This window comes from Prauserella endophytica (assembly GCF_005146945.1).
Lineage (GTDB): Bacteria > Actinomycetota > Actinomycetes > Mycobacteriales > Pseudonocardiaceae > Prauserella_A > Prauserella_A endophytica.
The window spans coordinates 375,503-396,484 of record NZ_SWMS01000003.1 but is presented as its reverse complement, the minus strand read 5'-3'; the positions used below and the strand labels follow the sequence as shown (position 1 = coordinate 396,484).

24 protein-coding genes are annotated in these 20,982 nt (G+C 71.3%); 16 read left to right on the top strand and 8 right to left on the bottom strand.

The window, feature by feature from the left end; all coding sequences use genetic code 11:
* The first annotated feature begins 11 nt into the window (after nt 1-11).
* Genes FCN18_RS09000 through FCN18_RS08985 form a run of 4 tightly spaced genes read left to right on the top strand, consistent with a single transcriptional unit; the run spans nt 12 to nt 3,129 of the window.
* Nucleotides 12-1,235 (top strand): styrene monooxygenase/indole monooxygenase family protein, encoded by a 1,224-nt coding sequence (locus FCN18_RS09000; RefSeq protein WP_113642570.1) that lies wholly within the window; start codon nt 12-14, stop codon nt 1,233-1,235.
* A 24-nt stretch (nt 1,236-1,259) separates the two neighbouring features.
* On the top strand, nt 1,260-1,571 hold the full coding sequence (locus FCN18_RS08995; RefSeq protein WP_112270403.1) for an EthD family reductase: 312 nt from the start codon (nt 1,260-1,262) through the stop codon (nt 1,569-1,571).
* Nucleotides 1,568-2,083, top strand: coding sequence for a flavin reductase family protein (locus tag FCN18_RS08990; RefSeq protein WP_137094366.1), 516 nt, complete (start codon nt 1,568-1,570; stop codon nt 2,081-2,083). Before FCN18_RS08995 ends, FCN18_RS08990 begins: the two co-directional genes overlap by 4 nt.
* Before the next feature lie 38 nt (nt 2,084-2,121).
* Nucleotides 2,122-3,129: a DUF5914 domain-containing protein gene (locus tag FCN18_RS08985; protein ID WP_112270407.1), complete on the top strand. Its 1,008-nt coding sequence runs from the start codon at nt 2,122-2,124 to the stop codon at nt 3,127-3,129.
* On the opposite strand, the gene FCN18_RS08980 is transcribed toward FCN18_RS08985, so the two are convergent.
* Complete coding sequence (locus FCN18_RS08980; RefSeq protein ID WP_228713780.1) at nt 3,126-4,073, bottom strand: 5'-3' exonuclease; 948 nt, start codon at nt 4,071-4,073, stop codon at nt 3,126-3,128. The two genes, FCN18_RS08985 and FCN18_RS08980, sit on opposite strands and share 4 nt — an antisense overlap.
* A gap of 25 nt (nt 4,074-4,098) precedes the next feature.
* Between FCN18_RS08980 and FCN18_RS08975 the strand changes: the two genes are divergently transcribed.
* From FCN18_RS08975 to FCN18_RS08955, 5 genes are read left to right on the top strand one after another with little or no spacing between them, the layout of a single operon-like run.
* Nucleotides 4,099-4,731 (top strand): class I SAM-dependent methyltransferase, encoded by a 633-nt coding sequence (locus FCN18_RS08975; protein ID WP_137094364.1) that lies wholly within the window; start codon nt 4,099-4,101, stop codon nt 4,729-4,731.
* A 38-nt stretch (nt 4,732-4,769) separates the two neighbouring features.
* Nucleotides 4,770-5,918, top strand: coding sequence for a M24 family metallopeptidase (locus FCN18_RS08970; RefSeq protein WP_137094362.1), 1,149 nt, complete (start codon nt 4,770-4,772; stop codon nt 5,916-5,918).
* Nucleotides 5,915-6,370: an Lrp/AsnC family transcriptional regulator gene (locus tag FCN18_RS08965; protein ID WP_110336054.1), complete on the top strand. Its 456-nt coding sequence runs from the start codon at nt 5,915-5,917 to the stop codon at nt 6,368-6,370. Before FCN18_RS08970 ends, FCN18_RS08965 begins: the two co-directional genes overlap by 4 nt.
* A gap of 50 nt (nt 6,371-6,420) precedes the next feature.
* The gene (locus tag FCN18_RS08960) at nt 6,421-6,651 is read left to right on the top strand and encodes a hypothetical protein (RefSeq protein WP_110336053.1); all 231 of its coding nucleotides are present in this window, start codon (nt 6,421-6,423) and stop codon (nt 6,649-6,651) included.
* Nucleotides 6,638-6,937, top strand: coding sequence for a hypothetical protein (locus FCN18_RS08955; RefSeq protein WP_112270413.1), 300 nt, complete (start codon nt 6,638-6,640; stop codon nt 6,935-6,937). The genes FCN18_RS08960 and FCN18_RS08955 overlap by 14 nt, the downstream gene beginning before the upstream one ends.
* 132 nt (nt 6,938-7,069) lie before the next feature.
* Here the strand turns inward: FCN18_RS08955 and FCN18_RS08950 are convergent, their stop codons facing one another.
* Entirely contained in the window at nt 7,070-8,152 is a 1,083-nt protein-coding gene (locus FCN18_RS08950; RefSeq protein ID WP_137094360.1) for a GDSL-type esterase/lipase family protein, read from the bottom strand.
* Between the two features lie 62 nt (nt 8,153-8,214).
* On the opposite strand from FCN18_RS08950, the gene FCN18_RS08945 reads away from it, so the two are divergent.
* Nucleotides 8,215-8,913, top strand: a complete 699-nt coding sequence (locus tag FCN18_RS08945; protein WP_137094358.1) for an HAD family hydrolase — start codon at nt 8,215-8,217, stop codon at nt 8,911-8,913.
* A 6-nt stretch (nt 8,914-8,919) separates the two neighbouring features.
* Here the strand turns inward: FCN18_RS08945 and FCN18_RS08940 are convergent, their stop codons facing one another.
* A complete protein-coding gene (locus tag FCN18_RS08940; RefSeq protein WP_137094355.1) occupies nt 8,920-10,305 on the bottom strand; it encodes a KamA family radical SAM protein in 1,386 nt (461 codons plus the stop codon).
* A 99-nt stretch (nt 10,306-10,404) separates the two neighbouring features.
* Between FCN18_RS08940 and FCN18_RS08935 the strand changes: the two genes are divergently transcribed.
* Complete coding sequence (locus tag FCN18_RS08935; RefSeq protein WP_137094353.1) at nt 10,405-12,003, top strand: amidohydrolase; 1,599 nt, start codon at nt 10,405-10,407, stop codon at nt 12,001-12,003.
* Here FCN18_RS08935 and FCN18_RS08930 read toward each other — a convergent pair.
* Nucleotides 11,988-12,392, bottom strand: a complete 405-nt coding sequence (locus tag FCN18_RS08930) for a hypothetical protein (RefSeq protein WP_228713778.1) — start codon at nt 12,390-12,392, stop codon at nt 11,988-11,990. The genes FCN18_RS08935 and FCN18_RS08930 overlap by 16 nt on opposite strands.
* Before the next feature lie 248 nt (nt 12,393-12,640).
* Between FCN18_RS08930 and FCN18_RS08925 the strand changes: the two genes are divergently transcribed.
* From FCN18_RS08925 to FCN18_RS08915, 3 genes are read left to right on the top strand one after another with little or no spacing between them, the layout of a single operon-like run.
* Nucleotides 12,641-13,468, top strand: coding sequence for a helix-turn-helix transcriptional regulator (locus FCN18_RS08925; RefSeq protein ID WP_137094351.1), 828 nt, complete (start codon nt 12,641-12,643; stop codon nt 13,466-13,468).
* 30 nt (nt 13,469-13,498) lie between these two features.
* Complete coding sequence (lnt, locus tag FCN18_RS08920; protein ID WP_113642553.1) at nt 13,499-15,091, top strand: apolipoprotein N-acyltransferase; 1,593 nt, start codon at nt 13,499-13,501, stop codon at nt 15,089-15,091.
* 12 nt (nt 15,092-15,103) lie between these two features.
* Nucleotides 15,104-15,868 carry a polyprenol monophosphomannose synthase gene (locus FCN18_RS08915; RefSeq protein WP_112270426.1) on the top strand — a complete coding sequence of 255 codons (765 nt, stop codon included), beginning with the start codon at nt 15,104-15,106 and terminating at the stop codon, nt 15,866-15,868.
* A gap of 87 nt (nt 15,869-15,955) precedes the next feature.
* Here the strand turns inward: FCN18_RS08915 and FCN18_RS08910 are convergent, their stop codons facing one another.
* The 3 genes from FCN18_RS08910 to FCN18_RS08900 all read right to left on the bottom strand — a co-directional run bounded on the left by FCN18_RS08910 (nt 15,956) and on the right by FCN18_RS08900 (nt 18,750).
* Nucleotides 15,956-16,300, bottom strand: a complete 345-nt coding sequence (locus FCN18_RS08910; protein ID WP_110336043.1) for an RNA polymerase-binding protein RbpA — start codon at nt 16,298-16,300, stop codon at nt 15,956-15,958.
* A gap of 227 nt (nt 16,301-16,527) precedes the next feature.
* Nucleotides 16,528-17,298, bottom strand: a complete 771-nt coding sequence (locus tag FCN18_RS08905) for a thymidine kinase (protein WP_112270428.1) — start codon at nt 17,296-17,298, stop codon at nt 16,528-16,530.
* A gap of 27 nt (nt 17,299-17,325) precedes the next feature.
* Complete coding sequence (locus FCN18_RS08900) at nt 17,326-18,750, bottom strand: MFS transporter (RefSeq protein WP_112270430.1); 1,425 nt, start codon at nt 18,748-18,750, stop codon at nt 17,326-17,328.
* Between the two features lie 176 nt (nt 18,751-18,926).
* On the opposite strand from FCN18_RS08900, the gene FCN18_RS08895 reads away from it, so the two are divergent.
* Nucleotides 18,927-19,595 (top strand): transglycosylase family protein, encoded by a 669-nt coding sequence (locus tag FCN18_RS08895; RefSeq protein WP_112270432.1) that lies wholly within the window; start codon nt 18,927-18,929, stop codon nt 19,593-19,595.
* Here FCN18_RS08895 and FCN18_RS08890 read toward each other — a convergent pair.
* Nucleotides 19,592-20,392 carry a glycerophosphodiester phosphodiesterase gene (locus FCN18_RS08890; RefSeq protein ID WP_112270434.1) on the bottom strand — a complete coding sequence of 267 codons (801 nt, stop codon included), beginning with the start codon at nt 20,390-20,392 and terminating at the stop codon, nt 19,592-19,594. The two genes, FCN18_RS08895 and FCN18_RS08890, sit on opposite strands and share 4 nt — an antisense overlap.
* A gap of 66 nt (nt 20,393-20,458) precedes the next feature.
* Here FCN18_RS08890 and FCN18_RS08885 point away from each other — a divergent pair, with 66 nt between their 5' ends.
* Nucleotides 20,459-20,839 carry a hypothetical protein gene (locus FCN18_RS08885; RefSeq protein WP_199542812.1) on the top strand — a complete coding sequence of 127 codons (381 nt, stop codon included), beginning with the start codon at nt 20,459-20,461 and terminating at the stop codon, nt 20,837-20,839.
* The last annotated feature ends 143 nt before the right edge of the window (nt 20,840-20,982 follow it).

Sequence of the window (20,982 nt, the reverse complement as noted above, 5' to 3'; positions counted from 1 at the left end):
GAGCACGCACCATGCCGAACATCGGTATCGTCGGTGCCGGGATCGCCGGCCTGCAGCTTGGCCTGAAGCTCCGGCAGCACGACGTCCCGGTCACCATCTACACCGACAAGACCGCGGCCCAGCTCGCGAGCGGCAGGCTGCTCAACAGCGTGGCCCACCACGGCCCGACGATCCAGCGCGAGCGGGAGCTCGACGTCCACTTCTGGCCGGTCGAGGAGTACGGCTACTCCTGCCACCACCACTACGTCGGCGGCGAGACCCCGCTGTCCTGGCGAGGCGACTTCGAGCGGTGGTCCAGCGCCATCGACTACCGCCTCTACCTGCCCAAGCTCACCGAGGCGTTCGAGGAGCGCGGCGGCAGGCTCGAGGTGCGCATGCTGCAAGCGGAGGACATCGAGCCCATCGCCGACCGGCACGACCTGCTCGTCGTGGCGGCGGGCCGGGGCGCGTTCTCGGCGCTGTTTCCCCGCAGGCCGGAGTACAGCCCGTACGACAAGCCGCAGCGCGTGCTGTCGGTCGGCTGCTACAACGGCATCAGCTACTCCGAGCCCAAGGGCGTCACGATCAGCGTCTCGCCCGGTCACGGCGAGCTGCTGGAGATCCCGATGTACAGCGCGGCCGGGTTCACCACGGCGCTGCTGTTCGAGAACGTGCCGGGCGGCGAGCTGGAGATCCTCGGCCGGCAGTCCTACGACGAGGACCCGGCCGGCTACGAGCGCCTCGTGCTCGACCTGCTGGCCAAGCACCACCCGCAGACCTTCGAGCGCGTCGACCCGGCGAGCTTCGGGCTGACCGGCCCGCTCGACATCCTGCAGGGCGCGCTGGTCCCGACCGTGCGGCAGGACTACGCGGCGCTGCCGAACGGCAAGTACGCGCTCGCGATCGGCGACGTGCACACCGTCGTGGACCCCGTGGTGGGCCAGGGCGCCAACTCGGCGTCGCACTCGGCGTGGGTGACCGGTGAGGAGATCCTGGCCGACTACGCGCTCGACGAGGAGTTCTGCAGGCGGGTCGCCGCGCGCAGGGCCGACGTCGTGCTGGGCGCGGCGCAGTGGACCAACCTCATGCTCGCGCCGCCCCCGGAGCACCTGCTGCAGCTTTTCGGTGCGATGAGCCAGGACCAGGCGGTCGCCGACGAGTTCACCGACAACTTCGACTACCCCGACCGGCAGTGGCGCATCCTCGCCACCCCGGAGCGCACCCGCGAGTTCCTCGCCCGCCACGCCAAGGCCTGACCGGCCCGAGAGGAGAACACCAGCATGTACCGCCTCACCGTGCTGTACCCGCCGCCCGCCGACCCGGACCACTTCCGGGAGTACTACGTCAACACCCACCTCCCGCTGGCCGCGAAGCTGCCCGGTCTGCGCGCGATGCGCTACAGCCTCGACGTGCAGGCCGCCGGTGGCGGGGAAAGCCCGTACTTCGCCGTCTTCGAGGCCGACTTCGACTCCGCGGAGGCCATGGCGGCCGCGCTGTCCTCCGAGGAGGGCCGGGCCGTCAACGCCGACGTCCCCAACTACGCCACCGGCGGGGCGCAGGTGATCCACTACGCGCCCGTGGCGGGCACGTGATCGCGGAGCCGCGCCCCGCGGTCACCGACCCGCGTCACTTCCGCGGCGCGCTGGGCCGCTTCGCCACCGGCGTCACCGTGATCACCACCGTGCCGCCGGATGGCGGCGTGCACGGGATGACCGCCAACGGGTTCCTGTCTGTCTCGCTCGACCCGCCGCTCGTGCTCGTGTCGCTCGGCAGGTGCACGATGGCCGAGCACCTGCACCGGGGCGACCGCTACGGCGTCACGGTGCTCTCCGCGGAGCAGGAGGAGGTGTCCCGCCACTTCGGCGGCAGGCCGCGACCCGGCCTGGCGGTGGACTTCCAGTGGCGCGGGGAGCACGCGTACGTGCCCGGCGGGCTCGCGGAGATCGGCTGCCGGATCGTCGATCGCCATCCGGCGGGCGACCACGTGCTGTTCATCGGCGAGGTGGAGCACCTGGAGTACCGGGACGGCAGCCCGCTGCTGTTCTACACGGGCGGCTACCGGGCGCTGCACGCCGGGCTCACGGAGGACGTGTTCTTCTACTGAGCGTTTATCGATGGGCGCGCTTGGGTTAACAAGGACGCGTGAGCGACAACCCTCAGGGGCGGTGGCCTGCCCACTGGCCGGTGCAGCCGATCTCCCGCACGCGCTGGGCCCGGCAGCGGCCGACGGTCGGGCAGGCCGACCCCGCCATCATCCAGGCGGCCGCCGACCGGGCACAGGCCCGCCCGTCGGGCAACTGGTTCCCGTTCGCGGCCGCCGACGCGGTCAGGTCCGACCGTCCGTTCGGCACGCGCGTCGCGGGCCGGGAGCTGGTCGCGTGGCGGGACGGGACCGGGCGGCTCGTGGTCGGCCCCGGTGCCTGCCCGCATCTCGGCGCGCCGCTGGCGCAGGGCCGGGTGGTGTGCGGCGAGGTCGTGTGCCGCTGGCACGGCCTCGCGGTGCCGTCCGGCGGCGGGCGGGGCTGGCAGCCCCTGCCCGCGCACGACGACGGTGTGCTCGCGTGGGTGCGGCTCGACGCCGAGGGCGGGGAACCGCCGACCCCCCGGCCAGTGCTGCCCGCGCGGCCGGAACTGTCGGGTGCGCTTTCCGCGGTGGCCCGGCTGGAGGGCGTGTGCGAGCCGTGCGACGTCGTGGCCAACCGCCTCGATCCGTGGCATGGCGCGTGGTTCCACCCGTACTCGTTCACCCGTCTGGCGGTGGTGCGCGCCCCGGAGCCCGACGCGGTCGACGGTGCCGACCGATTCCTGGTGGACGTGACGTTCCGCGTGGGCGGGCGGTTCGGCGTTCCGGTGCGTGCGGAGTTCACCGCGCCGGAACCGAGGACCGTCGTGATGCGGATCGTCTCGGGAGAGGGCGAGGGCAGCGTGGTCGAGACCCATGCGACCCCGCTGGGCCCCGGCGCCGACGGCAGGCCGCGCACGGCGGTGTTGGAGGCGACGGTGGCGACGTCGCCGCGCACCGGGTTCGCGGTGGCGCGCTCGCTGGCCCCACTGGTGCGGCCGATGATGCGCCGGGTCGCGACCCGGCTGTGGCGAGACGATCTCGCCTACGCCGAGCGCCGCTACGCCCTGCGCACCGGCTCGGTCTAACGAGCGGCGAGCGCGTCCAGCAGGCGCTTGACGGAGTTGCCGAGGTTCCAGCGCTCGGCGAGCTCGGCCACCCGGCCGGGATCGGCCGGCCCGTCGGGGACCCGGTCGTCGCGCGACTGCACCACCGGCGCGTCCTGGGCCACCCGCACGACGGTCGGCGCCACAGCCAGGTAGTCCGCCGCCTCGTTCAGCCGGGTCCGCGTCTTCAGCGGCAGCTCCGGGCTTTCCCTTCGCGCGGCCTCCACCAGCGCGTCGAGCGAGCCGAACTGGGTGATCAGCTTGGCCGCGGTCTTCTCCCCGATGCCGGCGACGCCCGGCAGCCCGTCCGAGGGGTCGCCCCGCAGCATCGACATGTCCGCGTACGCGGGGCCGGCGTGCTCGGCGGGCACGCCGTAGCGCGCGCCGACCTCGGCGGGACCCAGCACCTCGGCCTTGGCCCAGCCCTTGCCGACGTAGATCACCGACGTCGGCGTCGGCTCGGTGCGCACGAGCTGGAACAGGTCGCGGTCGCCGGTGATCACCTCGACCGGGTCGGTGGCCTCACGTGTGGCGAGCGTGCCGATCACGTCGTCGGCCTCGAAGCCCTCGGCCTCGGCGGTCGCCAGCCCCACCGCCTCCAGCAGGTCCAGGATGATCGGCACCTGAGGGGTCAGCGTGTCCGGCACCTCCTCCACGTCCACCCCCGCCTCGGCGACCTCGGCCACGCGGTGCGCCTTGTAGCTCGGCAGCGCGTCGACCCGGAACTGCGGCCGCCAGTCGGCGTCGAGGCAGGCGACCAGCCGCGAGGGGCGCCGGTCGACGATGATCCGCGCGATCGTGTCCGCGAAGCCGCGGACGGCGTTGACGGGAGTGCCGTCGGGCGCGGTCATCGTGTCCGGCAGCGCGTAGAACGAACGGAAGTACAGGCTTGCCGCGTCGAGCAGCGCCAAAGGAGCGGTCGTCACCCGCACAGCGTGCCATGCTCGGGGGATGGGACTCGTCGAGAACCCGTTCTTCGCGAGGCTGTTCATCCGCATCGGCGCGCGCAACGAGGCGCGAGGGCAGGCGCAGCTGCGCCGGGAGCTGATCGCCGGGCTCGCCGGCCACGTGATCGAGGTGGGCGCGGGCACCGGCCTGAACTTCCCGCACTACCCGCCGACGGTCGAGCGGGTCACCGCCGTGGAGCCGGAGCCGACACTGCGGGCGCGGGCGGCCGACGCGGCCTGTCGCGCACCGGTGCCCATCGACGTCGTGGACGGCCTCGCCGACGCGCTGCCGTCCGGCGACGGTTCAGCCGATGCGGTGGTCGTGTCGGGCGTGCTGTGCTCGGTCGCCGACCCGCCCGCCGCGCTCACCGAGTTCCGGCGGGTGCTGCGGCCCGGCGGCGAGCTGCGCTTCTTCGAGCACGTCCGCTCGAGCGGTGCCGGGCGGGGCCGCTGGCAGGACTTCGCGAACCTGGTGTGGCCCCACCTGATGGGCGGCTGCCACCCCAACCGCGACACCGTGTCGGCTGTGCGAGGTGCGGGCTTCGACCTGGTCCGGCTTCGCGAGTTGACCTTCCCGCCCGGCGCGAAGGTGTCGGTGGTGGCCACGCGCGTGCTCGGCGTGGCGCGGCCAAGGTAGCCAGGACGACGACCGGAGGGCCGACTAGGCTCAGCGCCATGTCGCGCCGATCGCTGCACAACCCCGCCCCCGACGCCGCCAGCCTCCGCGCCCGCCTCGACAGGGCTCGCGGCGCCGCCGCCGACGCGAACACCGACGCGCTGCTCATCGCGCCCGGCTCCGACCTGCGCTACCTGATCGGCCAGGCGGGCGGGTCGTTCGAGCGGCTCACCACGCTCGTGATCCCCGCGGCCGGGGACGGGCCACCCGCGCTGGTGGTGCCGAAGCTGGAGGCCCCCGGCTACTCCGACGTCCCGCTCGACGAGCTGGGCGTGGAGCTGGTGACGTGGGTCGACGGCGACGACCCGTACCAGCTCGTGGCCGGCCGCCTCGGCAAGCCCGGTCGCGTCGCCGTGAGCGACATGATGGCCGCGCTGCACGTGCTGGCCCTGCGGGCCGCCGTCGGCGACGCCGAGCAGTGCCTGGCCGGGCCGGTGCTGCGGGAACTGCGCATGCGCAAGGACGCCACCGAGATCGCCGCACTGCGCAAGGCCGGGGAGGCCATCGATCGCGTGCACGCGCGCATGGGCGAGTGGCTGCGTCCGGGCCGCACCGAGGCCGAGGTGGGCACCGACATCACCGCCGCGATCGTCGAGGAGGGTCACACCGCGGCCGATTTCGTGATCGTCGGCTCGGGGCCGAACGGCGCGAGCCCGCACCACGACGTGTCGGACCGCGTCATCGAGAGGGGCGACGTGGTGGTGGTGGACATCGGCGGCCCGATCGCCGAGGGCTACAACTCCGACTCCACCCGTACCTACGCGGTCGGTGAGCCCCGCGACGCCGACGTGGCCGAGACCTACGCCGTGCTGCGGCGCGCGCAGCAGGCCGCCGTCGAGGCGGTGTGCCCCGGTGCCACGGCGCAGGAGGTGGACGCGGCAGCGCGCGACATCATCACCGACGCCGGGTACGGCGAGTACTTCATCCACCGCACCGGGCACGGCATCGGTCTCGACGTGCACGAGGAGCCCTACATCGTCGGCGGCAACGACCTCCCGCTCGAACCAGGCATGGCGTTCAGCGTCGAGCCCGGTATCTACCAGGCCGGCCGCTGGGGAGCGCGGATCGAGGACATCGTCGTGGTCACCTCCGCGGGCGCCGAGTCGCTCAACAAGCGGCCGCACGAGCTGGTCGTGCTCGACTCATGACCGGCGCCGGGCTCGAACCGCTGGACCAGGCGATCGTGCGGGAGCTGGCCGCCGACGGCAGGCGCAGCTTCACCGACCTCGCCGAGCGGGTCGGACTGTCGGTGTCGGCCGTGCACCAGCGGGTGCGCAGGCTGGAGCAGCGCGGGGTGATCCGCGGCTACACGGCCCGGCTCGACGGCGAGCAGATCGGCCTGCCGCTCACGGCGCTGATCTCCCTGACACCGAACGACCCAGCCGCGCCCGACGACTACCCGCAGCGGCTGGAGCACATCACCGAGATCGAGTCCTGCTACTCCGTGGCGGGCGACGAGTCCTACATCCTGCTCGTGCGGGTGGCCTCGCCGCTGGCGCTGGAGGACCTGCTGCGCAAGATCCGGGAGGCCGCGAAGGTGTCCACGCGCACCACGGTGGTGCTTTCCACGCCGTTCGAGGGCCGCTCGCCGAACCTCTAGCCCGCACGCGGCCCTGTCCGTCGCGGGCGCACGGGAGTACGGTAAAAGGTATGGCAACACGTAAGGTGACCTTGTCGCTGGACGCGGGTGCGCTCGAGTTCGCCGAACGGGCCGCCAAGGCGCACGGCATCTCGGTGTCGTCCTGGCTGTCCAAGGCCGCCCGCAGGGAGGCCGTCCGCACCGGTTACCACCCGCACGCAGCCCAGTCGGCCGAATCCGCGGCGAAGACGGACGAAGCGGAGATCGCGGCCGCGCTGGAGGACCTGCGTGCGGAGGGGTGAAGTCTGGACCTACCACCCACCCACGCGACCTGCCCGCCCCCGCGCGATCCTGCTGCTCTCCTCGGACGGCGTGAACGAGTCCGAGCGGCCCTGGCTGCTGGGCACCGAACTGCTGGAGAAGGACCCGCAGGACATCCTCGGTGTCGCGATCGACGGCCGGTTCTGGATCTCGACCCTGCAGCTCACCCGGATCTACCGGCCTTGGCTCGACCGCCGCATCGCCGCGATCGGCACCGACGTGCAGGAGCAGATCGACAGCGCGCTGCGCGCCGCCCTCGATCTCTAGGAGCGCGCTGAACTCGCTGCGTTGTCGGGTCACCCACGTGCGGCCCAGTGCGAGGGCGATCCTCCGCCTTGCGAGGTCACCGTCTGGATCGCCGCTCGCCACGGGCGGGGTCGTTCAGGACGCTCCTGGCGGTCAGCCTCGGCTCTGTGCGAGCACCGACGGCGCGGCGTGCAGGTTCCCGTCCTCGCCCTCCAGACAGGCCGCCGACTCGTCATTGGTGGTCAGGAACTCGCTCAGGCACCGGCCGAACTGCTCGTGCCCCGCGGCGTTGGGGTGGAACGACTCCTGGATGGCGTGGGTCGCGCGTTCGGCGTCGGAGAGGTCGTCCCATTGGACCGTGAACCGCGTGAACCACTCGCTGCTCGCGTCGCGACCACCGGAGCACGCCTCGTGGCCGTCCCCGGCGCGGGAGAGGTCGAGGAACCGCGCGCCGGCCTCCGACGCCGCCTGCCGCAGGCCCGCCGACAGCGAAGTCGCGCCGGTTTCCTTGACCCAGCGCAGATCCTCGGTGCGGAACGGGCAGCCGTTGAGGTTGCGCAGGTTCTCCGGGATGTCCGGCCCGATCGGCGCCGCATAGGACTGCAGCACCAGCTGGTAGTCGTCGCGGTCGTAGCCCGCGGTGCGGAGCACCTTCTTGATGTCCTCCAGCGCGCCGACGACCTTCGGCACCATCTTGTCGATCCGCGACTGCCAGTCGTTCTTGATCCGCTCGCTGCACGGATCGCCGTTGTCCATGAACCACGAGGTGAAGCACTCGGAGATCAGCCGCGAGAACCGAGGGTCGTCGTTGGCGCCGACGGCCACGACCACGGCCGACACGCGATGGCTCTTCACCAGCTCCGCCAGCTGCTGCGCCTGCGAGGGCTCCGTCCACTGCCGCACGTCGCCCAGCGCCACGTGGCCCGAGGGAGCACCGGAGCACGCGAGGTTCACCGACTTCACGATGCTCGTCACATCCACGTGGTGCACCGAGGCGTTGGGGGAGCGGTGACACCAGTTGCCGTCGCGGCCGTTGGTGTCGGCGGTGTAGTCGCCGGCGCCCTCGCCGGACATCGTGCTGTCGCCGAGCCCCACCACGGTCAACGGACCACGGCCGGGCGGGCCAGGCCTCTCGGTGGGCTGCTGCTCGTCCTTGCCGATGAGAACGAAGACTCCAACGAGGAGGGCGACCCCGACGAGTGCGAACGCGGCGAGCCACCAGCGAGATCTGGCCATCGCGGTCGAGTCTAGAAGAAAACGAGTGGCGGCCGTCGGGGCCCGCCGCCGATACTCGCGCCGTGCGCGCACGACACGAGAAGCAGGTACTGATCTTCGACGCCGACGACACGCTCTGGGAGAACAACGTCCTCTTCGAGCGGGTCATCGACGACTTCCTCGACTGGCTCGCGCACCCCACCCTCGACCGCGCCGAGCTGCGCGAGATCCTCGACGACATCGAGCGCGCGAACTCCGCCGCGCACGGCTACGGCAGCAAGGTGTTCCTGCGCAGCCTCGGCGACTGCGTGTCGCGGCTGCGGGAGCGGCCGGCCACGCGCGAGGAGCTGCGGCGGATCGACGAGCTGGCCGTCGCGCTCGTCGAAGGCCGGATCGAGCTGATCCCGGGAGTCACGGACACCCTGGACGCGCTGGGCGAGCGCCACGACCTGTTGCTGCTCACCAAGGGCGACACGGAGGAGCAGCAACGGAAGCTGGCCGTCTCCGGGCTGGAGCGGCATTTCGGCGGGATCCACATCGTCGCCGAGAAGGACGCCGGCACCTACCACGAACTCGCCCGCCAGTACGCGCTCGCGCCCGAGGCGACGTGGATGATCGGCAACTCACCGAAGTCCGACATCCTGCCCGCGAGGCAGGCCGGGCTCGGCGCCGTGTTCATCCCCAACGAGAACACGTGGGTGCTGGAGCACAGCGAGCTGGACCCCAACGATCCCGGCGTGCTGCGCCTGAGCGCGTTTCCCGAGCTGCTGCGGCACTTCTGAGGCGCGTCATCGCCCCGCGTTGTCGGCCCACCACGCGCGCCCGGACTCGGGCAGGGTCGAGATCGGGTCGTAGTACGGGTAGCGGCGGCGCAGCGCCTCGGGGTCGTGGTGCTCGATGCCGGTGCGGTAGTTCTTGGTCCAGTAGGAGATCCCGCGCTCGCGGTCGTACTCGGCGAGCTGGTGCACCCAGCGCTTGCCGACGTACGGGACGTCGCACACGATCCGCGGCGTCGCGTACCCGGGCAGGTAGCCCATGATCGCGTGCTGCAGCTCCTGCGCCTCCCACACGGCGAGCCGCCAGTGCTCGGCGTTCGGGATCATGTCGCACAGGTAGAAGTAGTAGGGCAGGATGTTCGCCTCGCCCTGCAACGCGAAGCACAGGTCCAGCAGTTGTGCCGGAGTGTCGTTGACGCCGCGCAGCAGCACGCCCTGGTTGCGCACGTCCCGCACCCCGACCTCGAGCGCCGTGCGCGCCGCCTCCGCGACGAGCGGGGTCACCGACTGCGCGTGGTTGACGTGGGTGTGGATGGCGAGGTTCACCCCCCGCCGCCGCGCCGTGCCCGCGACCCGCGCGAGGCCCTCCACGACCTTCGGCTGCAGCCAGTGTTGCGGCAGGCCCGCGAGCGCCTTGGTGGCCAGGCGGATGTCGCGCACGGTCTCGACGTCGAGCAGCCGCATGAGAAACGCCTCGAGCTGGTGCCACGGCACGTTGGCCACGTCGCCGCCCGACACCACGACATCCCGCACGCCAGGGGTGCGCTGGAGATAGCCGATGATGGCGTCCTGCCGGTCGACGGGCTTGAGGGTCAGCTTGTGCTTGTCGATGAGCTCGGTGGAGTTGCCGACGAGGTCCATCCGCGTGCAGTGCCCGCAGTACTGCGGGCAGGTGGAGAGCAGCTCCGCGAGCACCTTGGTGGGGTAGCGGTGCGTGAGGCCCTCCACCACCCACATCTCGGCCTCGTGCAGCGAATCGCGCTCGGAGTGCGGGTGGCTCGGCCAGACGTCGTCGCGGTCGCTGCGCACGGGAAGCATGTAACGCCGGACCGGATCCGCGTAGAAGGCGTCGGTGACCGTCTCCGGGTCCGTGCCCGCCTGCGGCGCCATGGTGTTGAGCATCTGCGGCGGCAGCAGCATCGACATCGTCGCCAGCTCGCGCTGGTCGGCGGCGAGGTCGTCGTAGAACCGGTCCGCCACCAGATTGCCCAGCACGCCGCGCAGCTGCCGGAGATTGCGGACGCAATGCACCCGCTGCCACTGGGCGTCGCGCCATTCGGCCTCGGTGACGTCCCGCCAGCCCGGAAAGCGACGCCAGTCGGGTTCGGCCAGCTCGGCACGCCGGTAGGTGTACGGCTGGTCGCCGGCATCGATGGCAGGTTCCTGGATCGCAGTCACATCTGCTCCTCATGTCGGTTCACGCGTTAAAATATCCTGCCATACAATCAATATGATGCAAATCTTCTCGTCGCGAGGTGGCCTGGCAGACTGCTCGCCGTGAGTACCAGCAAGACCACGCTCCTGCTCGGCGGGCGGATCCACACACCCGGCTCGACCGACGCCACGGCCATGGCGGTCACCGACGGCACGGTCGTCTGGGTGGGCCAGGACGGACCCGGTCGCGCCCTGCACCCCGGCGCCGAGGAGGTGCCACTCGATGGCGCGTTCGTGGCGCCCGCATTCGTCGACGCGCATGTCCACGCCACCGCGACCGGCCTGCACCTGACCGGAGTCGATCTGACCGAGGTCCGCGACGCGGGCGAGCTGCTCGCCGCCGTGCGCGCCGCCGTCACCCCCGGCGAGGTCCTCTGCGCCCACGGCTGGGACGAGTCCGCGTGGACCAACCCCCGGTTACCAAGCCGCGCCGAGCTCGACGAGGCGGCCGGCGGCGCGCCGGTGTACCTGAGCCGGGTCGACGTGCACTCCGCGCTCGTGTCGAGCGCGCTGATCGAACTGGCACCGACTGCCCGCGACGCCGACGGCTGGTCACCCGACGGACCCCTCACGCGCGACGCCCACCACCTCGTCCGCGCCGCCATGCGCGCCGCGATCACCCCCGGCCAGCGCCACCGCGCCCAGCGGGCCTTCCTGCACGCCGCGGCGGCAGCCGGGATCGTCAGCGTCCACGAATGCGCGGGCCCCGACATCTCCGGCGAGGCGGACCTCTCCGACCTCCTGCGCCTGGCGGAAGAGTCCGGCCTCCCCGAGGTCGTCGCCTACTGGGGCGAGCTCGGCGCGGCCGACACCGCGGCGCGGCTCGGCGCCCGCGGCCTCGCCGGTGACCTCTTCGTCGACGGCGCGCTCGGCTCGCACACCGCCGCACTGCACGAGCCGTACGCCGACCAGCCGGACAACCGCGGTGCCCGCTACCTCGACGCCGAGACCATCGCCGGGCATCTCGCCGCCTGCACCGAAGCGGGGCTGCAGGCCGGTTTCCACGTCATCGGCGACGCAGCCGTGGCCGAGGTCGTCGAGGGCTTCCGGCTGGCGGAGAAGACCGTCGGCCAGCGCGCCCTCGCCGGGAGGCGCCATCGTCTCGAACACGTCGAGATGATCGATGCCGAACAGGCCCGGGCGCTGGCGGGCTGGGGCGTAACGGCGTCCGTGCAGCCGCAGTTCGACGCCGCCTGGGGTGGTCACGACGGCATGTACGCCACCCGGCTCGGCGCCGAGCGCGCCGCCGAGCTCAACCCCTTCGCGACGCTCGCGAGCGAGGGTGTGCTGCTCGCGTTCGGCTCCGACGCCCCCGTGACGCCGCTCGAACCGTGGGCGAGCGTCCGCGCGGCCGTGCACCACCACACGCCGGGCGCCGGGGTATCCGCCCGCGCCGCCTTCAACGCGCACACCCGGGGCGGGCACCGCGCCGCCGGGGTCAACGACGGCGTCACCGGCAGCCTCGTGCCCGGCGCGCCCGCGCACTACGCCGTCTGGGAGTCCGACGCCCTCGTCGTCGCCACGCCCGACTCTCGCGTGCAGCGCTGGTCCACCGACCCCAGGGCACAGGTGCCCGGGCTGCCGCCGCTCGAACCGGGCGCGCCGTTGCCCCGCTGCCTGCGCACCGTCCGCGCCGGTGAGGTGATCTACGAGCGCCCGTAGGCGGGCCGAGCCCACCGGCGCAACGCGTCGATGGTCGTCTCCGGTGAGGTGTTGAAGCAGAACCTGATCCCGGGCACGAGCTGCACCAGCAGATTCACGACGCGCTCGAACAGCAGGGTGTACTCCTCGGCCATCCGCAGCCCGGCGCCGATCACCACCACCTGCACCGGCCGCGCGGCGACGGCCTCGCGGATCTTCTTCTCCGCGTCGTCCGCGTCGTCGGAGGTGAGGCGGCACGGCACGATGTCGAACCCGGCCTCGCGCAGAGCCGCCTCACCGGCCTCGATGCGGGCCATCAGCATCTCCTCCGTGATCTCGGGGTAGCGGCTGAAGTCGATCGCGCTCGGATGCATCCCGAGCGACAGGACGGTGTCTCCCTTGCTGGTCACCACGAAAGGTCCCCTCTTTCGAAACAGTGCTCATGTCCACCGCCGCCAGCGACGCCGGGCAGCCCGTACAGCAACTGCAGTGAAGGCCACCATCACTGCGTTCAACGCAGTGATGGTGGCCTTCACTGCGGTCGGTCGGAATGCTTCGTGCCCCAGCGTCGCCGAGCTCGCCGCCGCGCACCAGGACCTCTCCGGCATGGGTCTGCGAGTACCACCCCGAACCCTGTGCCGCCCGGCATGATGGGGTCGTGGACAGAGCCGAATTGGCCGCCGTGCTGCGGACCGCGCGGGCGCGGGTCAAGCCCGCCGATGTCGGCCTGCCGGCGGGCACCCGCAGGCAGGTGCCCGGGCTGCGCCGCGAGGAGGTCGCCCAGCTCGCCGGACTCGGCGTCGACTACGTGACCCGGCTCGAACAGGGCAGAGGCCCCCGGCCCTCGGTGCAGGTGCTCACCGCGCTCGCCAGGGCCCTGCGGCTGTCCGACGACGACCGCGACACGCTGTTCCGGCTCGGCGGCGCCGCTCCGCCGCAGGACGGCCGCGTTCCGATGCTGGTCCGGCCCAGCGTGCTGCGGCTGCTCGACCGCATGTCGGACCTGCCCGCCCTCGTGCTGTCGGCCAAGTCCGACGTACTCGCCTGGAACCCGCTCGCCGCCGCGCTGCTCGGGGACCTCTCCGAATGGCCGCCCGCCCGGCGCAACCTCATCTGGCAGCGGTTCCTCGGTCCTACCCCGAACCCGGACGCCGAGTCGGCCGCCGACTGCGTCGGCTGCCTGCGCACCGCCCACGCCCGGTACCCCGGCGACCCCGACCTCGCCCGCCTCGTCACCGAGCTGCGCACCGGCAGCGCCACGTTCGACCGGCTCTGGCGGGCCGCCCGCTCCGGACGCCTGCGCTCCGGCAGCGTGACCGTCCAGCACCACGAACTCGGCACGCTCACCCTCGACTGCGACATACTCTCGGTCCCGGAGGACGACCAGTTCGTGCTCGTCTACTCCGCCGCGCCCGGCACCCGCACGGCGTCGGCTCTTGAACTCCTCCGGGTCACCGGCCTCCAACGATTCACCCACTCACAGTGACGTGATCTGCCCGCGCGTTACGCTGTCGAGGTGACTGCCGCGGCCGAAGCGCCCCTCTCCACCGAGCGTCACGAGCCAGTCCCGAGGAGCCGTCGGCTCCTGCCGGTGCTCGCCCGGCTCGCGCTGACCGTCGCTTCCGGACTGATCCTCTTCGCCAGCTTCGCGCCGCGCCCGTTGTGGTGGCTCGCTCCGCTCGCATTCACGGGTTTCGGGCTCGTGCTCCATGGCAGGAGGATGTGGGGCAGCGCCGGCTACGGCACCGTGTTCGGGCTCGCGTTCTTCCTGCCGCACCTGCTGTGGATCCAGGACTTCCTCGGCGACGACTTCGGCTCCGCCCCGTGGCTCGGCCTCTCCACCGTGCTGGCCGTCTACATCGGCCTCGCCTGCGCGCTCATGCCGTTCGCCGCCCGGTTGCCCGGCGCTCCGGTGTGGCTCGCGATGGTGTTCCTGCTCCAGGAGTTCGCCCGCTCCCGCTGGCCCGCCAACGGCTTCCCCTGGGGCCGCGTCGGCTTCAGCCAGCCCGAAGGCGCCTACCTCTCCCTGGCCTCGATCGGCGGGGTTCCGCTCGTCGGCTTCGCCGTGGTGGTCACCGGATTCGGGCTCGCGTGGCTCATCATGGGGATCCGCGAGCACGGCGCGCGCCCCGGCCGCCTGCTCGTTCCCGGCCTCGCCGCGATCCTGCCCGTGACCGTTGGCCTGGCGGTGTGGCCGACCGTCGGCACCGGCCCCGAGGCGGGCACCCGCACCGTCGCCATCGTGCAGGGCAACGCCCCCGACATCGGCCTCGACCTGCTCGGCCGCCGCGACGTCATCCGCGCCAACCACCTGGCCGAGAGCGAGCGGCTCGCCGAGCGCATCAGGACGGGCGAGCTGCCGCGCCCGGACCTCGTGGTGTGGCCAGAGACCGCAACCGAGGTCGACGGCCCCGATCCGGCGCTCGACGCCATGGTCGACGAATTCGGCGTGCCCGCGCTCATCGGCGGCGCCTATCGCGCGCCCGACGGCAGGACCGAGAACGCCGTCATCGCGTGGCGGCCCGGCGAGGGCGAGGGGGAGCGCTACGTCAAGCAGGAGCTCGTGCCCTTCGCCGAGTACATCCCGCTACGCCCCATAGCGAGCTGGTTCACCCCGTTCCTCGACGACACGGTGGACATGCGCTGGGGCACCGAACCCGGCGCACTCGACGTCGCGGGCACCCGGGCCGGGCCCGTCATCTGCTACGAGGTGGCCTACGACTACGTTTCCCGGGAGGCGACGACGGCGGGGGCGCAGTTGCTCGTCGTGCCCACCAACAACGCCTGGTACGGCCCGGGGGAGATGAGCTACCAGCAGCTGGCGATGTCGCGTGTGCGTGCCGTCGAGCACGGCCGCGCCGCGGTGGTGGCGGCGACCAGCGGGGTCAGCGCCATCGTCCAGCCGGACGGTAGCGTGACGCAGCAGACCGGTCTGTTCACCGCGGGGTCACTGGTGGCCGACGTGCCATTACGGCAGCAGACTACGCTGTCGGATCGACTCGGTGCGTCGACCGAGTACGTGCTGGTCGGGGCCGCGCTCATCGCGGTGGTCGCCGGGTTCGTGCTCCGGTCGCGCACGCGCCGCGCCAGCGCGGACCACACGCGATAGAAGGGGAGAAGCATGGCGGAGGGCACGCAGCACAGGGAGGAGATCGACCCCGTGCTGGTGATCATCCCGACCTACAACGAGCGGGAGAACCTCACGCCACTCCTGCAGCGGCTGCACGCGACGCTGCCGCAGGTGCACGCGCTCGTGGTCGACGACGGCAGCCCCGACGGCACCGGCGAGCTCGCCGACAAGCTCGCGGCCGCCGACGACCGCGTTCACGTCCTGCACCGCACCGAGAAGGCGGGCCTCGGGGCCGCCTACATCGCCGGCTTCCGCTGGGGACTCGCCCGCGACTACCGCACGCTGGTGGAGATGGACGCCGACGGCTCCCACGCGCCGGAGGACCTGCCTCGCATCCTCGACGCGCTCGCGGGCGCGGACCTCGTGATCGGCTCCCGGTACGTGCCGGGCGGAGCGGTCGTCAACTGGCCGCTGTCCAGGCAGTTCATCTCGCGCGGCGCCAACCTCTACTCCCGGCTCGCCCTCGGCATGGGCGTCAATGACAACACCGCCGGCTTCCGCGCGTACCGCCGTGAGGTGCTCGAGAAGCTCGCGCTCGACGAGGTCGCCTCGACGGGCTACTGCTTCCAGATCGACCTCACGTGGCGCACCGTGCAACAGGGCTTCGAGGTGGTCGAGGTGCCTATCACGTTCACCGACCGCGAGGTCGGCGAGTCGAAGATGAGCGGCGCGATCATGGGGGAGGCCGCGCTCAAGGTCGCCCAGTGGGGCCTCCAGCGCAGGCTGGGCCAGCTGCGCAGGCTCCTCGGCCGCTGACGACGGGTCCAGCACAGGGCAGAGCCCCCGCGGCGAGAGGTCGCGGGGGCTCTGCTGTTGGTGGGAGCGGTGCGTGGCCGGTGGCCGTCAGGCGCGCGTGCCCCTTCGACCCTTCAGCTCGGCGAGCCGCTCGTTGAGCAGCTCCTCGAGCTCGGGGATGGAGCGTCGCTCGAGCAGCATGTCCCAGTGCGTGCGCGGCGGCTTGGTTTCCTTGGGCTCGGGCTGCCCGCCGTCCACGATCTCCGACTCGGTGCCGTGCAGGCGGCACTCCCACACGGAAGGGATCTCGGCGTCGTCCGAGAACGGCACTTCGAACTCGTGGTTCTTCGGGCACGAGTAACGCACGGTGCGCCGGGGGGCGAGGTCGTGATTGCGGTCGGTTTCGTAACTGACCGCTCCCAACCGGCTTCCACGGAGAACACGGTCGGCCATGAGTGGGTCCTTTCAGTCGGCTCCCAGCCAGGGAGCCAGGGCGGTGCTCACCCTGTGCAACGAGGTTACGGGTCGTTGAATTCCCAACCGACCATGTCGTTACTCATGATGAGCTGCATCACCCTCGGGAACAGCTTTCTCTAGTGGGAGACGTTCACCGTCTCCGCGTGACGCGCAAATGCCTCTCTTCTTGGGGATATCCCCCACTTGGGCTAGGTAGCAGCCACTCAGGTCAACCGCAGCTGCCCCTGGTGGGACACCGTTGGCCCCAAATCGCCTCGGCGAAAGTGGCGACGACAAAGTACCTGGTAACGGACTGTAGCCGTTTCGGCCTGCGCGCGTGTCGTTACCGAATTCACCTCAGCGGTGGACCTCGCCGTACCGCCGGTGTCGGCCACGACCACCGTGTCACCCTCGCGCACCACCCGGCCGTCCCGCACGCGCGCGTTGAACCGGCCGGGCAGCCCGCACCAGCACAGCACCTCCACCTGCACGGGCTGCAACTCGTCGGCCAGCTCGAACAGCCGCCGCGCGCCGGGGAACAGCTCGCTGCGGAAGTCCGTCGCGATCCCGAAGCAGTAGACGTCCACGTGAGCGTCGTCTGCCAGCTCACCGAGCTGCTCGACCTGGGCGGGGGAGAGGAACTGCGCCTCGTCCACGATGAGGTAGTCCACGTGCCGCCCGCTCGCCCACGCCTCCCGCACCAGCGCGCGCAGGTCGGTGTCCGACTCGACCTCGACCGCAGTGCGCGTGATCCCGATCCGGCTGGTGATCCGCGGCGCGCCGGAGCGGTCGTGCCGCACCAGCAACAGGCCCTGCCGCCCCTGCCGGGCGAGGTTGTGGTCGATCTGAAGAGCGAGCGTCGACTTCCCGCAGTCCATCGGGCCGTAGCAGAACTTCACTTTGCCCGCGATCGGCAGCTCCCTGCGGGCACCCCACGCCGGGGCGGACGAGAGCGCGTCGGTCGGGTCGGAATTCTCGTTCTCCACGGCGGTCACGTCGAGCGACCCTATCCGGCCCGGCGGCTACAGCACGGCAGGCTCCCGGTTACCCGCCGCCGCGATGGCCCTTCTCACAGGAACCAGCGCCACGAGCACGAACCCGACCACGAAGAAGACCACCAGCGCGATGATCGCGTACCGGAACGAGCCCGTGGCGTGCCCGACACCGGCGAACAGCAGCGGACCCAGCCACGACGTGCCGCGCTCGCCGATCTCGTAGAGCGAGTAGTACTGGGCCTCCTTGCCCGCGGGGATCATCTGGCTGTACAGCGAGCGCGACAGCGCGTTGGTGCCGCCGAGCACGAGCCCGATGCCCACCGCCACGGCGTAGAACTGCAGCGCCTGGCCCTCCTGCACGAAGTACGCGGACGCGATCACGGCGATCCAGACGACGAGGCTGCCGAGGATCGTCTTCTTGGCACCGAAGTGGCGTGCGGCCAGCCCGTGGGCCATACCGCCGAAGTACGCGACGAACTGGATCACCAGGATCGTCGCGATGAGCACCTCGTCGCTGAAGCGCAGCTCCTCGGTCCCGTACTGGGCGGACACCGTCACCACGGTCGAGATGCCGTCGGTGTAGATCAGGTACGCGCCTAGGAACGCGAGCGTGAGCGGGAACGCCCGCGCCGCCCGGATCGTGTCGCGCAGCTCCCTGAAGCCGGCCCGTACGACGCCGAGGCCGCGCTCGGTGCCATGCGGGGCCTGCCGCTCCCGTAGCCTGCGCAGGGGGATGATCGTGAACACCGCCCACCACACGCCGGAGCTGAGGAAGCAGATCCGCACCGCGGTGGACTGCGTGATGCCGAACGACTCGTGGCTCAGGTAGAACGCCAGCTGCAGGGCCAGCGCCACGCCTCCACCAAGGTAGCCGAACGCCCAGCCGCGCGCCGATACCGCGTCCCGCTCGTCGGGCGTGGCGATGTCGGGCAGGAACGAGTAGTAGGTGACGATCGACGCGCCGTATCCGATGTTGCCGAGGATGTAGAGGGCGACGCCGAGCTGCCAGCGGCCGTCCGCGACGAAGAACAGCAGCGCCGAGGCCGTCGCGCCGAGGAGTGCGAACCCGCCGAGGATGCGCTTCTTGTACTGGCTGCGGTCGGCGATCGCTCCGGTGATCGGCAGCACGAGCACCTGGATGATCGTGGCCACCGAGAGCAGGTAGCCCCACAGGGAGCCGGCCGGGAACTCGAGGCCGAACATCGAGACGTCGCAGTTCTGAAGGTTGTTCTCGTCGCCCTGCGCGTCGACGCACGGGTTGGGGCCGTTGCGCGCGAGATCGCGCTTCGCGTCGTCGGCTGCCACCGAGCTCATGTACAACGCGCCGAAGACCGTGATGACCGACGTGTAGAACGTCGAGTTCGCCCAGTCGTAGAAGTACCAGCCGCGCTGCTCCCGCTTGCGTTCCCCGGCGTCGGCGGCCGGCGCTGGGCCCTGCGGGGTGACGGTCATGCGGTGCTCCCTGCAGTGCGAGTCGGCGAGTGAGCGGAGAGTACTGCCTGGCCATAGCACGGCAGAAGCCGGTGCGACGGCGTGTCGGTCATCGCATCCCCCGTCTGTGGTATGAGATACTGTTGTTTTTGGTGTGACTCTTGTGGCTCATTGTCCGGTTTGCTTAGTGTGCTGTCATGGACAGGCACTGGGCGGGTACGGCGAAACGACTGGTAGTGCGCTTTCTGCTCGTGGCGGGGGTGGCACTCGGCCTGCCGGTGGCGCTGAGCGTGCCGGCCGCGGGAGATCCGTCGCCGGACACGTGGGCCAAGCTGCGCATGTGTGAGTCGACGGACCGCTACACCGTCAACACCGGCAACGGGTACTACGGCGCCTACCAGTTCGACCTGCCCACCTGGCGCAGCGTCGGCGGTACGGGCAGGCCCGACCAGGCCACGCGCGCCGAGCAGGACTACCGCGCGCTTTACCTGTACCGGATGCGCGGCTGGCAGCCCTGGGAGTGCGCCGGCATGCTTGGCCTCGTCAACGACCGCGATGCGCGCAGCAAGGTCAAGCCGAGCTACTCCGACTCCGCCTACATCAGCGGCAGCAAGCCCGCGCCCGCGAAGCCGGTGAAGCCGGCCTGGCCGGGCGTCGTCTACGCGTACGGCGACTGCGCGCCGGAACTGCGCGCGTTCCAGCTGCGGATGAACGCGTTCGGCTACGGCTTCCAGGGCACCGGCTGCTACTACGAGAAGACCCGCAAGGCCGTGCTCGAGCTGCAGCGCGCCAACGGCATCAACGACTCGGGACGTCTCGGCCCGAAGACCTGGAAGGCGGCCTGGAGCGGCAAGGCGCCGCGCTAGGGGTTGTGGCCGTTGACCGAGGGCCAGGCGCCGCGCTCGATCAGCAGCTCCCGCAGGAGGTCCGGGCGGTCGGTGACGATGCCGTCCACGCCGAGATCCAGCAGCGAGCGCATGTGCTCCTTGTCGTTGATCGTCCACGTGTGCACCTCGACGCCCGCCTTCCGCGCCGAGCGCAGGAAAGCCTTGTCCACAATGGTCATCCGTCCCTGCCGTACCGGCACCTGCGCGAGCGCGCCCCGGCTCAGGAAACCGAGGCGCAGGAACGGCAGCCAGCCGTTGGCCCAGAGGATGGCGGCCGAACGCGGGCCGAGCGAGGTGATGAGCCGCGGCCCGGCGAGCTTGCGCAGCCGGGAGAGTCGGGCGTCGGAGAAGGACGCCCCGGCGACCCGGTCGAAGGCGTCGAGTCGTTCGAGCACACGGACGAACGGCTCCACCGCGCCGGCCGCCTTGACGTCGACGTTGAAAAACGCGCCGGGGAGCTCTTCAAGGACGTCCTCCAGGCGCGAGATCGGTGCCCTGCCCCCGACTTTCGCTCTGCTCACGGTGCGCCAGCTCTGCCGTGCGATCGGTCCGGTGCCGTCGGTGGTGCGGTCGAGCAGCGCGTCGTGATGCACCACGACGACGCCGTCCGAGGTGGCGTGGACGTCGGTTTCGACGTACCGGAAGCCTTCCGCGACGGCACGCTGGAACGCGGGGAGGGAGTTTTCCATTTCGGACATTTCGTCCAGATGCCAGCCCCGGTGTGCGAACGCGCGGGGGCGCGGCTCGGCGAGATAGGGATGCGGTGGCGTCGGCACGCTTCAAGTGTGCCGCCCCGGCGTGGCCTCGGCATGAGCAATTGGTGGCGAGCTAGGGTCTGACACGTGAGCGATCTGGCTGGACCCGCTGTTGCGTCACGTGACGAATTGCGGGAGTTGCGCGCCCCGGTGCCGAAGCACTGTGGCTGGTGCGGCCGCAGGCTCGAGCAGAGCGGGACGGTCGGTCGCAGGAGGCGCTACTGCGGTCAGTCGTGCCGCCAGCGAGCCTACGAACGACGGGCGGCCGTCCAGCGCACGGGCCTGCCCGAGGATGCCGTAGTGCTGTCCGACACCGAGATCGCCACACTTCAGGACCGGCTGTTCCAGCTGCGGTGCGCCGCCGAGGACGTCGTCACGGCCGCCGAGGACGGCGCGTCCACCGACGAGATCCGCCGCATGGCCGCGGAACTGGCCAGCGCCGCCCACGAACTCGAACAGCTCCGCTGACCCGGCATCCAGCCTGCCGCTCCCAATACGTCACGGTGACGTTTTGAGGGCGCGCCGGGGAGGCGACAGGGGAGTACACCCGAACGGGCAGCGGACCGATCAGGAATCGAGAAGCGCGGGCTCAGCGGCCACGGATAGCGTGA